The organism is Deltaproteobacteria bacterium (assembly GCA_016931625.1).
GTDB lineage: Bacteria > Myxococcota > XYA12-FULL-58-9 > XYA12-FULL-58-9 > JAFGEK01 > JAFGEK01.
Window position 1 is genome coordinate 1 of record JAFGEK010000032.1, and the last position, 13,007, is coordinate 13,007.

At 38.5% G+C, this 13,007-nt stretch carries 7 protein-coding genes and 1 pseudogene; 2 read left to right on the forward strand and 6 right to left on the reverse strand.

The window, feature by feature from the left end; genetic code table 11:
- Nucleotides 1-339 precede the first annotated feature (339 nt).
- Nucleotides 340-477 (forward strand): annotated as a pseudogene (locus JW841_02885) (UDP-galactopyranose mutase).
- A gap of 120 nt (nt 478-597) precedes the next feature.
- Here JW841_02885 and JW841_02890 read toward each other — a convergent pair.
- The 6 genes from JW841_02890 to JW841_02915 all read right to left on the reverse strand — a co-directional run bounded on the left by JW841_02890 (nt 598) and on the right by JW841_02915 (nt 9,533).
- On the reverse strand, nt 598-2,214 hold the full coding sequence (locus JW841_02890; protein ID MBN1959869.1) for a hypothetical protein: 1,617 nt from the start codon (nt 2,212-2,214) through the stop codon (nt 598-600).
- Nucleotides 2,215-2,274: 60 nt separating this feature from the next.
- Nucleotides 2,275-4,143 carry a hypothetical protein gene (locus JW841_02895; protein ID MBN1959870.1) on the reverse strand — a complete coding sequence of 623 codons (1,869 nt, stop codon included), beginning with the start codon at nt 4,141-4,143 and terminating at the stop codon, nt 2,275-2,277.
- A 333-nt stretch (nt 4,144-4,476) separates the two neighbouring features.
- Nucleotides 4,477-4,677: a 30S ribosomal protein S21 gene (locus tag JW841_02900; protein MBN1959871.1), complete on the reverse strand. Its 201-nt coding sequence runs from the start codon at nt 4,675-4,677 to the stop codon at nt 4,477-4,479.
- A 320-nt stretch (nt 4,678-4,997) separates the two neighbouring features.
- Nucleotides 4,998-6,995 (reverse strand): alpha-1,4-glucan--maltose-1-phosphate maltosyltransferase, encoded by a 1,998-nt coding sequence (locus JW841_02905; GenBank protein MBN1959872.1) that lies wholly within the window; start codon nt 6,993-6,995, stop codon nt 4,998-5,000.
- 73 nt (nt 6,996-7,068) lie between these two features.
- Complete coding sequence (glgA, locus tag JW841_02910) at nt 7,069-8,235, reverse strand: glycogen synthase (GenBank protein ID MBN1959873.1); 1,167 nt, start codon at nt 8,233-8,235, stop codon at nt 7,069-7,071.
- Nucleotides 8,232-9,533, reverse strand: a complete 1,302-nt coding sequence (locus tag JW841_02915; protein MBN1959874.1) for a glucose-1-phosphate adenylyltransferase — start codon at nt 9,531-9,533, stop codon at nt 8,232-8,234. The genes glgA and JW841_02915 overlap by 4 nt, the downstream gene beginning before the upstream one ends.
- Nucleotides 9,534-9,702: 169 nt before the next feature.
- Between JW841_02915 and JW841_02920 the strand changes: the two genes are divergently transcribed.
- Nucleotides 9,703-12,132, forward strand: coding sequence for a hypothetical protein (locus tag JW841_02920; protein MBN1959875.1), 2,430 nt, complete (start codon nt 9,703-9,705; stop codon nt 12,130-12,132).
- Nucleotides 12,133-13,007: the final 875 nt, after the last annotated feature.

Here is a 13,007-nt window from a genome sequence, read left to right on the forward strand (position 1 = left end):
AGGGAATAGGGAATTTTAAGTGAGAGCTTATTCGAAATCGTCTCTATCATTCTCTCAAGAAAAGCAATTTTTGATCTTGCACCCGCTAATTAATTCAATAAAAAATAATTGGGCTAACCTTAGCATAATTGCTGGTTAATTATAGTCTATGCGCATTAATAAATGCGCAGGAGCAGTTAAAAAAAGCGGATTGAAAATTTGCTGGGTTTCGCTGTTAATCCTGACTTTTAACCGATCAGTTTTATTTTCGGCATTCATTTTTTGCGCTTTCTTGTTATGGTTATTTGAAGTCGATTAGGGTCACAAATATTATGCTTGATAGAAAAATTGATCTTTTGATTGGATGAATATTTCGATAACAAGATAGGTAAGCTTCCATGGCGTTCATTAGAATTCGAATACAAGTCAATTCATCAAGAGTTTATCCAGCCATGTGTGCAAATTAATTATCCTAACGATTACCTCTATACACGCTAGGTAGAAATTAAACATGTAACGGCACAGAAACATCATGACACAGTTGTTGCTTTTGAATATCCTCGTGCTGCTGGAGCCGACGGTGTCAGAGACTGACACCAATTCTTTACATCAATTCCCTTAAAAATCGTCACATGGTGTACCAAGACGTTCGCTGACATAAATTCCTAGTTCGTTATAAATGAGGGCATAATTTTCAGCTATGGGGACGGCGGTTAAATTTGTGCGTTTATTGCCACTAATCCATACGGATTCAAAACCATCAGGTCCAAGTACTAAACGTAAGCTACCATTACGAGTAGAAAAAATTTCACCGCGTGAGTCTGAAACCACATTTATCATGTGTTGCAATTTAAGATTACCTTTTGGTCCTATGTATAAGCGATAGTTTTTTTGGGTAGCTAAAGTATAGCCACGATCTACATAGTAATAAGTACCACGGTCATCACGAGTTAGTGCATGAGGCCTGCGATTATGTAATGGCGGTTTGAAAGTAGCGCTATATAACAACTGTGCAGCTTGGTTGGCTGATAATACTTCAAGGTCGGTTCGTCTAATATCACATTGAACAGCACATATTTTTTTCTTGGTATCAATTAATACACTACTATATGCGCGCAAATCCGTATCATTAAAATTTGTAGACTGTTGATTACTATAATTACGTGGTTCAAAAAACAAAGGCCCCGTTATGTTGGGGTTGCTTGGGTGCGGTATGCGATAAATAGTTTGTTTGTCTCCATAATATAAACGATATAATCTAAGAGTGTCTGGAGCAACCACTAAAAAATGTTTGGCTTGTTTATCTGTACAAACCATGGTTCTCTCTAAAGCTATTCTTTCTGCTAATGTTTTGCCATTACCCCATGGCAAGGTAATATCAGATTTAGGTACATTAGCTTGTGGTGTTAAAGCAATATTATAAAACTGCTCATGAATATAATCGGCAGCATTGGGTGCTTTAATGTTGGTAGCCCATGTTATCACACCATTAGCAGCTATGTTTAAATTCGTGGTTGCCGCAAATTCGCATTTAACTATTTTAACTTTTTGTGCAATAGTATTACGCGCAATTTCAGTTAAGCCACATAAAGAGGTCATAATTTCTAAAGGATAGCCACATAATTTGGCTACCCCGCTATTTTGTATGTAATTATCGTTAATAGATAGCCAATTAATTTCAGTAACAATTATAGTGCCACAAGCAATATTAAGTTGCTTAGTTAATTTTTGGATCTCGTCACTAATTTGATTTTGCTCTTGTTGGCGGTTAAAATTCATAAACTGTGAAATAGTGCCGTTGCTTAATTGGCGATTATATTCTGATAAGTAATCAGCAATATTTTTATCATTACTGTTTTCTTTTGTTGCAGCCTCATCAAATAATAAGCGATTACCTTCGCTAATGACACCAGGCGTATATAAAATTAAACGCTTACCTTCAAAAGTTTCTTGGATATGTAAAAAATAAGCAGGTTTGCCGTGCCATGTGGTTTTATAGCGAATTTTGTTAAGGGAATTATCTAATTCATATGGCAGAATTTTACCGTCAAGCTCGCTTGCTGAATTAGTAACCGCTATCAAATATTGGTCTTTTTTATTAAGTTCAAGAATAACAACTTTGATGCCATTATCACCTTTATAAACTTTGACCTCGTTAACCTTATAACGGTCATTTATTGCTGAATTAATAAAAGACTGAGTAAACAACAAAACCGCAGCTAAATAGTGAAACATTGCTTTTAAACCTTTATGTCAACGTCATAAACTGTTTTCAGCCCTGACGTGTGCTTTACACTATTCACTATTTAATAAAGCATTAACCGCCGGCCCACATTCGGGGTCATTAATATATTTACTTAGCGCATTTTTAATAATATTAAAACGTTTTGCATCAACTTCTAAGGCATAGCTGCGATCTTCAAAATTAAAGCTAAGCGCTATTTCACTAGTAGGGAAATTGGTTTGATTAGGAAAATTGATAGTTATTAAAGCATTTGCAGCTAACGGAATTTCAATCAAATTTAAACTAGCAGATTTATTATAAACAATAGCATCTACAGATAATTGAATATCATTTGGATTTAAAATTGATTTAAGTAAAATATCCATGCCATTTAGTATTGCATATTCAGCCATGGGATCTTGAAATGACTGAGTATTGTAAAAAGCTGTAAATAATAATGCGAGTAGTTTTATGTTATCACCTGAGTTGGCGGTAGAAGAGTCATCGTTTTGAGTATTGCTATTTAAAAAGTTAAATTTAATTATCTCATTAGATATTTCAGCATTTTTTATATTATACTGAAAATCTAATTGCAAATCGGCCTTGGTTAATTGATTTGTCAATGTTATTGAATAAGTATTGGTGATATCCTGCTGACTTTGCAAGTTATCTGCACCTTTTTGTTGATTAAATACAATGGCGCTTTGCTCGGCTTTACTCCAGTTATCTAATTTTATCGAATTGAGTTTTTGGTTTAAGTGTTTATAATAATCGCTACTATTTTCCCAATGAATATCGGTTTTAGTCGCAACATGACGCTTTTTATATTCGTTAATTAACGAATTAAGTACAACATTGAATGCCGGGTTATTACTAGTTACTTTTTTATGTTTGCTATTATAGTTAATTAACGCTCCGATTAGTGAATATAAATAGCTATCGCTAAGGTGATCACTTATCGTTAAAAAATTGTCAAAAGGATTCCAGCGTTTTGCTGTTGGATTAGTTATTAGATATTGAGGTGTAGTTAATTCTACTAGAAAAACTGATGTCGAAATATTGAAATGAATACCATTCGCATCAATCATTTTTATGATATGGTCACCATTGGGTGTGCTATAAGCCGTTAATTTAGCAATTTTATCTAAGTTAAATTCTTGTGTCGCTATAGTGCCCTCGGGTTTATTAGTTTTGTTATAAAAAGTTAGTTTAGATAATAGCTGTGCAGTTGTTGAACTACCATTGCCGCTAAGGATATCCTTACTCATAATATAATTATTGTAATATCCATTATTAAAATTTTTAGCAGGAGTTATCGCGGCAATGGCGTTTTGCATATGTGAATCTTTTTTGAGATAATCAACATCTGCCGAACTCATTATATTTTCAGGTGTTGTTTGTGATGGTTTAAGTAAAGCCTGTTTAATCATTTGATTAGTAACATTTGGTTTAAAAATGCCTAATGCTTTTAACGCATCGATTCGATCAAGGCCTACTTGCAAAGTAAAGCTAGGATTTTCTGAATTGTTAGAGACAACTTTGGTACATAAACATAAAAATAAAGCTTCGGCGACTGTTTTGGGGGCTTGTTTTAAAAAGTCTCTGCCATATACTATGGGTGATTCTTTAAATTTTAAAAATATTTCTTTTGCTAACTCTGCTAACTCGGGATCTATTGAATCATACAACTGCGGTAAAAAAATATACTTAAAATTAAATACATCATTTGGGTTTTGAGCTAATAAATTGTTTTGAGTGAGAAGGTCGACAAAATTATCAAAAGCTATAAGCAAAGCTTGTTCTGCTGGTAGTGTTTTTCCGCCAATAGTAAGACTATCAGGCAAATTATCATCAAAAAGAATGTTAACATTATTAGATCTATAAATATTTAAATCGCTAATAACCAAATAACCTAAATAGCTATCATTTAACTCAGCCATTACTATTTACCTTAGCAAATATTAGCTACATCTATTTCGTAGTTTCATTATGGTGTTTATCGGTACAAAATTAAGAAAGTTACCTAATTTTTTAGGTGCGCGACCAATTTTAGCTCTTAAATATTAGACATGATTACGAATAAGCTCACTTATAATTCTTAATTCCTAATTCTCTATTCTTTAAATCTTCATTTTATCTTTAAGTAAGGCGAGTTTAAACTGGGTATTTAAAGAACAGAGAATAGGGAACTGCCTTACTTGGCGCCAAACACTACTTTGTGTGTACTTAGTGTATGTTATCGCTTATTTATAATTTAGAGGGCTACGGTACTTTTAAGACTTTTGTGCGCGGGTAGCAGCACGACGACGACGTTTGGCAGCGGCAGCTTGTTTTTGTTTCTTTTTTACTGATGGTTTTACATAAAACTCATGACGACGTACGTCTTTAAGAATAGCCGCCGCTTCGACTTTTTTCTTGAAGCGTCGTAATAACTTGTCAATGCTCTCGCCATCGCGAGAAGTAACCATAGCCATATGTAAAATTCCTCCAAGCGTGAGTAAAAAATACTCGCGCAAAATCAAACAGCGTTAATACGCAAATTTCGCCATACTGCAAGTATTTAAAGCTAGATTATCAAAAATACTCAGCAATGAATTAGGGGGTGTCCCTAAAGGTCTCCCGTCGATCTTCACGAAATCCGCTACTTACGACCGCGTGCTCGTCAAAATCCTGCCTGCGACTTGCAGTAAGCAAGCCTCAGCATGATTTTGCTGTGCGCGCGGCCACCGTTTACGCGGCTTTCGTGAATCTCTCGGTCCAACATTCAGGGACACCCCCTAGTCAGTATTAATTATCATTTTGCAGCAATTTTAAACACATGCATTGGGATTGCCTTTGGATCGAGACGCACATAACCCTGCGGCCCCTCCCAACGATAAACTATATAGTTTATAAGGTCGCGCATATTATAAGCCCATGCACCCTGACGAAGTTCGTCTGGTATGGTGACAAAACCTTCTTGCAGGTGATGGGGATCAACATTAACAACGCAAATAATATGCTCATTACTGCCAGGAGTAATTTTAGCATAAGCAATAATTTGTGGGTTACTCACCGGCAAAAAGCGTAAATTATTAGCTAATTGTAAGGCGCGTTCTTTTTTACGAAGCTGATTAATTATTTTAACTAAATCAATAATATTACCTGGTTGCTGCCAATTACGAATACGAATTTCGTATTTTTCAGAATCAAGATACTCTTCGCTACCCTCATGCACAGCTTGGTTTTCGCATAACTCAAACCCACTATAAATACCGTAGGTTGGTGATAAAGTAGCTGCAAGTACTAATCGCGTAATAAATGCGGGGCGGCCACCTTTTTGTAAGATTTCATGAAGAATATCGGGGGTATTAGTAAAAAAGTTAGGTCGTAAGTAATGGCCTACATCTGAGAGAAATAACTCGGTGGCATATTCTTCAAGTTCGCTGCGAGTATTACGCCAAGTAAAATATGAGTACGATTGAGTAAAGCCAAGTTTGGCTAAACGACGCATACGTTTAGGCCGCGTAAATGCTTCTGCTAAAAAGAGTACATCAGGGTCTTGGCGATGAACTTCATTAATCAACCACTCCCAAAAACTATGGGCTTTGGTGTGGGGGTTATCGACGCGAAAAATTTTCACCCCATGTGAAATCCAAAAACGCAGGATTTCTAATAAACCATGATATAAACCTTCGCGGTCAATGGTTTCAAAATCAATAGGATAAATATCTTGATATTTTTTTGGCGGATTTTCGGCATATTTAATGGTGCCATCAGGGCGATGAGCAAACCACTGCGGATGTTCTTTAACCCAGGGATGATCGGGCGAGCATTGCACTGCAAAATCAAGAGCTATTTCAAGCCCTAATTGACGTGCAGTGGCGCAATAATGGTCAAAATCATCGATGGTGCCTAGATCTGGATGAACTGCATCATGTCCACCTGCTGATGAACCAATTGCCCAAGGACTACCAGGGTCATTGTCTTTGGCAGGTGAAGTGTTATTCTTGCCTTTGCGTGCGGTACTACCAATGGGATGAATAGGTGGCAAATATAATACGTTAAAACCCATTGCCGCTACTTGCGGTAAACGTTTTTCAGCTTCGCGAAAAGTTGCACTACGCTTTTTATCAGTACCACAAGAACGTGGAAATAATTCATACCACGAACCATAACGGGCGCGCTCGCGATCAACCCACAAAGGTAATTCAAAATCATAATATTCAGCATCAAAACGAGGGTCATGACGAGCCATAAATTCTACTAATCGTTTATCGCGAGCAATACTTAAACACTCGTCATCCGTATTGGCCTTGCGCCAGGCGTTAAAATAATTATTGAGCTCGGTTTTGGCTTTACCTTTTAAAGTAGCAAGGACTCGTTCGATGAGTGCCAAACCTTCAAGCAACTCGCTCTTTACAATATTACCGGCTGCCACCTTTTTTTCGATTTCATCGCGCCAAGAAGCAAATAAATCAGTCCAAGCAACTATTGTATAAACCCATGGACCTATAGAATCGACGTTAAAGCGCCCGTTCCAACGGTCATTTTTATCAAAGCTAGTAGTAAGTAGCGTTTCATTCCATTTTTGCTTACGATGCACCGAGCGCGGTCCACAAATTGCCGATATCTCACTGTTATCTACTTTACGCCATAAAACCGCGGCTTTTAAAATTTCATGACCATCTTTCCAAATATCAGCACCAACTTCTATTTGATCGCCTGTAACAACTTTAACTGCAAAACGACCATGATCGACACTTGGAGAAACATTTTCAATAACTATACGGGTTTGTTTAATAGCTACCATGATTTTTATCCGCGCTACATATAGGCTTTTTTACTTGTTACCAACTAATATAATTTTGCATCAATTAAGTGTGTTACTTTAATTTATGATTTTTCTCACACACTATTTCTTCGTACATGTTAAGAGTTTTGCGGGCAATTGAATTCCATGAAAAGTGGTCTTCAACACGTTTAAGCCCAGCACGACCCATACGATTAGCTAAGTCGCGGTCGCGTAGCACTTTATTAAGGGCTTTAGCAAGAACGTTAGGTTCTGCTGGCGGCACTAATAAACCAGTAACTTCAGGTATTACCACTTCGGGAATACCGCCGACAGAGCTTGCAACCACGGGTCGTTCGCAGGCCATTGCTTCAAGATTAATTATGCCGAATGGTTCATACACAGATGGACAACAAAATACTGAAGCGTTTGAATATAATTCGATATATTGATCTTCACGTAATAGGGTATTGATCCAAATGACCCGTGACTCTTGGGCAATTTTTGCAGCAACTTCAGCTTCTACCTCAGGAGTATCAGGGGCGCTGGTGCAGCATACTAGTTTTACTCCTGGTTCAACATCACGCATAGCATCGATAAGGTAGGTCATACCTTTTTGTCGTGAGGTGCGACCAACGAATAAAATATACGGTCCATCAATACCATAAGCCTTGCGAGTCATAACGCTGTCGCTGCGCTTCCAGGTATTAAGGTCAATACCGTTGTGAATGATTACAATACGTTTTTTATCTACATTAAATAGACTTAAAATTTCGTCACGTGAATTTTGCGATACTGCAATTATACGATCAGCGTTTTCTAATGCGACACGTTCGATCCAACTAGTTAGATGGTATGAACGACCAAGCTGCTCTTCTTTCCAGGGTCGCAAAGGTTCAAGCGAATGCACGGTGGCAACAAAAGGTACATCATAAAGCACCTTTGCCATATAGCCTGCCATGGCGGCATACCAGGTATGAGAATGCACAACATCTGAATCAATATGGTCTCGCACCATAGATAGATTAGTAGAAAACGTACCTAACGTTGGATTAAATCGCTTGTCATTTCCCTCCCACATACGATCCCAAGCTTGATAGCCAGTTACTTGTAACTGCTCATCATTATTTTTTTGATCACCAAAACAACGAACTTCTACAGTAGCCATTTCAGCGAGTTCACGTGATAAATTTTTTACGTGTACACCAGCACCACCATAAACATGAGGGGGAAATTCACGCGTAAATAAAGTTACTTTCATGCTTGTCCCCCAACGTGCCCAACTTGAATAACCTTGGCGTGCACACTTTTACCTGCTGTTATTTCTTGCGCTATTTCATCTTGGCTAACTCGGTAGTGAATTATTACATTTTTTTGAATGCGCGTCTTTGCTGGGATGCAGACTTCCATACCGATAACGCTTACTCCGCAACTAAGTGATTCTGGCAATTCTTCATTTGCTTGATTTGCGCTACCAGAGCCAACTAGTGTTTCTGCTCCAAATACGGCGCGTTTATCAGCAATTACTCCATCAAGGACAGCGCCGCTTTCAACAATGACATTATCCCATAAAATACTATTTGTTACTTTAGCGTCTGCAGCAATTTTAACCCCAGGAGATAAAATACTATTGTGCACACTGCCGGCAATAACGCAACCATTAGCAACTAACGAATTATCTACTTTGCAACCTGGCAAATAACGTGCTGGAGATGGTGGGGCGATTCGCCTAGCCATAACATTAGTACGCACCCCCCATTGACTAAGGTCGATTTTGGGTGGTGATCCGAGCAATGATTGATGAAATTGGTAATATTCATCAAGGGTACGTACATAACCCCAATCACCATGCCAGACGTAACCATACGCTCGTCGGTACGGTATCATACGTTTGAGAATTTCATATATTTGAAAAGTTGCGGCACCATTAACTCCTGCTACTGCTTTATGAAGCTCTTCAACTAAAACTTGGCGACGAAATACATAAACTGACATTGATGCTAAGTTTGAGCGGGGATACTCAGGTTTTTCGCTAAAACCAACAATTTCGCCAGCAGCATTCATCTCGCCAATACCAAAACGGCTAGCATCGCCGACAACTGGGGTGAAAGCTATGGTTAAATCAGCAGCTTTTTCTTTATGAAACGACAATAGTGGCCCATAATCCATTGAGTAGGCATGGTCACCAGAAACAGCAATTACGTCATCAGCAACGGTGCGTTCAATAAAATCAAGGTTTTGGTAAAGCGCGTCAGCCGGACCACGATACCAGGCATCACTTTCAGAGCCTAGGTAGGGTGGTAAAAAGCGCAAACCGCGAGCGGCACCTACAAGATCCCAGGCTAAACCGCTATCAACATGATCCATTAACGAGGCGGGACGATATTGACTAAGAATGCCAACTTGGCCGATGTCAGCATTAGCTAAATTAGTTAGCGCAAAATCAATAGTACGATAAACACCCCCGAAAACTACTGCCGATTTTGGGCGATGTTCGGTTAAAACTGACAATTCTTCTACACGAGCACCTGCCAGCACAATTCCTACGGTTTTTCGCATTCTGACTCCTTAAATCAGCACCTTTTTTGAAAAATAACCAATAGAACTCTAGACATGACCAAGCAGTCGTAGCAACTATCTACTATCGTTATCATGAAATATTAGTAATATCGGGTAATATATTACTAATTTTTATTATCCCTCTTGAGAATATACCCTGGTGTAAGCCATGATACATATTGTTATGAAGCCAAAATTAGCTCGAATTCTTATTTGCCTATTTTTTTTAACTCTTTGGGTTGACCAAACTGGCTGCAGTCTTAACAAAAATCGCCAACGCCGACAAAAACATGCGACTAGCGAAGATGACGAGGCAGGGGTTAGGCATATTACGACATTAGTGCGCGATTTTCAGCGTGCGCTTAGTGCGAAAAATTTTGACAAAGCTGCTGCGGATTTGTCTGAAGCAGAAAAAAGTGTAAAAAATGCCAGTGTTATAACCCGCGGGCATCCTGATTTTGAAGATATGGCAACTAAAGTCGCAACTTGCCGTCCGCGTCTTGAACAAGCAATAGAACGTGATCGTATTGAACGGCGTAATGCTGCAATTATGGACCTTATCAATCGTGGCAATCAGCTTATGCATCAGGGCAAAGTTATTTTAGGTGAGCTGGCTTCACGTGTTCCTCAAGATGAAGATATGAGCAATTTAAATGAGGTAATCGATGCTCTTGCAGCTATTGAAAAAGAAGGAGAATCGTTTCTTGATGATCAGCGATATAAAGATCACGCCAAGCAAAGAGATGAACTAACCAGCATTGTTATTGGCAGACGCCGACAAGCACAATGGCAAATTCAAACAACCAAAGCGGTTAGCAAAACGGTAAAAGAAGCTACCGATGCTATAACCAAAGCTCAAACAGCCACAAATACCAAAGAGAAAATTTCTTATTTGCATGAAGCTGCCGACGCTTTTGTGGCCTGCATTAATGCGCTTGGCGATGCAGAATCTCTTGGTGGCTATAATGCCAAATCAGTTTTAACCACTCGCTTAGGAACTATTGCTGCGGGTGAAACTAAAAAACGCTGTCTAGCAGGTAGTAATAAATTAAGGCTGCAAGCTGATCGTCTAGCTGTTAACCAACGTATTAGCAATATTGCTAATAATGTTGATAGCGCCATTGCCGGTTTAAATAAAACGGCTAATGCTGCCGATAAACTTACTGCTACAGAAGACGTCATTTTGGCGCTAGCAAAATGTCAAGCAGAGTTAGAAGCCATACCTCGCAATACTGCATATGATAAAAAGTATACAGTTAGTACAAAACTAGGCACTAAATTTAATGGCGATAAATTACAGCGCGCTTGTACTAATGAGCGCAAACGCCTGATTTTACGCCTTGGTAATCTTTCTTGGCGTAAACGTTTTGAAAGCATGCAAAAAGGATTAACTATAATTAAACAAAGAATTGATTTTGCTAATGCAACTAAAGATGCTGGTGCACAAATAAAACTTTGGCAGCAAGTAATTGAAAACCTTTCATCATGTGTTGAGTCTGCAAATTTATTAAAAACCGAGGCGCATGCTGACAAACGTTTTGTGCTTATTTCTTCTTTAGGAAAACTAAATGTTGAGGGGCTTAGTAAGCAATGTGAACGCCAACGCGAAAATGCAAAAAATAAACTCGCAAGTGCGATTAAGAACCAAAGCATTGAATCGTTTGTCAAGAACTGTAAGGCCGACGAAATAGCGATAGTTCAACGTGAAGGCGTGCCTACCCAAGTTATTCCAGTTGATGGCGGTCGTATTTTTGTTTACAGTAAAAAAGGCACTAGCAAAAAAAGTTTCAGTTTTAATGCTGCCGGTAAGTCAGTTAATTTTGGTGAAACATGGCAACAACATGTAATAAGTGTAGCTAATGAGGTGGCGCGAGTATTCAATAATGTGATGAAAGCTGCAGATGGTGTATCAGGTCTAGCGGCAAGTAAAGAAGCGATTACCGTATTAGATATTTGCAATGAGGCATTAACCGGTACTGAGCGCCATCCTGGTTACAAGGCAAAAGAAAAATTTGCCACGGTTCTCGGTAAAGTGACAGCAGTAAAACTGCGCAGTGCATGTGAGAAGCATCGACTTGAAATTGCTTCAACCATCCCCAAACTTACTTGGCTAGCTGAGGTTGAGCATATTCGTGATCGTGCAGTTGAAGCATATATGCAAGTTGAAGAAGCTAGTAGCAATCCTGATCCTAATAAACGCGTTAGCGCCAGCGGCGCAGCTTTAGGTAGCTATCGCGAATGCGTTGAGCGAGCTGAAGCTATGGCTAAAGCTCCCGATGCAGATAAAAAAGCAACAGTTAATGGACCTTTTGGCCCAGTTACCGTGTTAGGTTTAGCTAATGCCTGCAAGGACGAAATTGCTAACGCAAAAGCTACTCTTGATGCTGCAATTGCCGCACAAAAATTCGCCCATTTTCTTGAAAGTTGTAAAAGCGATGAAAGTGCTGTTGCACAGCGCGAGGGTATGCCATCACGTATTGAAAGTCTTGGCACAGGTCGTGTATTTATTTATTTGCCCGCGAATAAAAAAGAAAAAGCGAAGCGTTTTGCTTTCAATGCCAATGGTGCACGTGTTGATGAAGCCGCTCTGAGAGAATAGCTATAATAACTCGCAGTAATAACGCCTTAGTGTAAGAGTTATTTTAGAAATATTATACGAAAAAGTATTACTGGCACAGGTATTAGCGAGATTTATAAAAATTAAAAAAAGACAAATTTTGTCCTTTACGAAAATTCATAATAAAAAAAATAAAATAAATTGCACTACGATACATTTAGGGTAACGTGAGGTAACATCATGTAACTTCTATATATTTTTATATTTTACGTATGCCGTGATCTAATTTGAAAAAAGTTCTTTGTTGTCGGGCGCTTGACGTTTGTTTGGTTTCGCGCGACAAAATAAAATCATATTCAGGCCCCCCTGATTGGCGGTTGGCACCTCTAAAAAGACGAACTTGAGATTATTTATAAGTTCGTCAGCAGGTTGGGTATTCTTAGTAAAAAGCGCGCTTTGCTTCGCTCATTTATTAATAAAAATGGGCGAAGCGCGTGCATTTTGCATGGATAATCCTTATAGCATTTTCCGCTTGAAGTGATTGTAGCGAGAAGCGACCGATCGTTGCCGAAAATGGCGTCGAGACAATAAATCTATGGGCAACATTTCAAAACTTGGTAATATTGGATTTTCAGTAGCAAAAATATAATACCATCAAAGATCTTAATTGTTGCACTGCAGAATAAGATCAAAGGTAATGCTAACTAATTGATTTTACGTGTTATCATATTAATTAGGTACAAAAAGTGATATAGATTTACTAAATTACCGTTTTATCACCAATTGGTGTTCGCTCAGACATGCTTCGCGAACATATAAATAAAACAAGGCGTTATCCTTCACGCCAAGCAAGTAAAAGTACGTGCATAAATTCGCAAACGATGCTAAAGAAAATATCAACATAAATCTGAGTGGAT

Coding starts and splice junctions, on each gene's coding strand:
- glgA (MBN1959873.1), bottom strand. CDS start 8,235: ATGAAAGTAACTTTATTTACGCGTGAATTTCCCCCTCATGTTTATGGT.
- JW841_02890 (MBN1959869.1), bottom strand. CDS start 2,214: ATGTTTCACTATTTAGCTGCGGTTTTGTTGTTTACTCAGTCTTTTATT.
- JW841_02915 (MBN1959874.1), bottom strand. CDS start 9,533: ATGCGAAAAACCGTAGGAATTGTGCTGGCAGGTGCTCGTGTAGAAGAA.
- JW841_02895 (MBN1959870.1), bottom strand. CDS start 4,143: ATGGCTGAGTTAAATGATAGCTATTTAGGTTATTTGGTTATTAGCGAT.
- JW841_02905 (MBN1959872.1), bottom strand. CDS start 6,995: ATGGTAGCTATTAAACAAACCCGTATAGTTATTGAAAATGTTTCTCCA.
- JW841_02920 (MBN1959875.1), top strand. CDS start 9,703: ATGATACATATTGTTATGAAGCCAAAATTAGCTCGAATTCTTATTTGC.
- JW841_02900 (MBN1959871.1), bottom strand. CDS start 4,677: ATGGCTATGGTTACTTCTCGCGATGGCGAGAGCATTGACAAGTTATTA.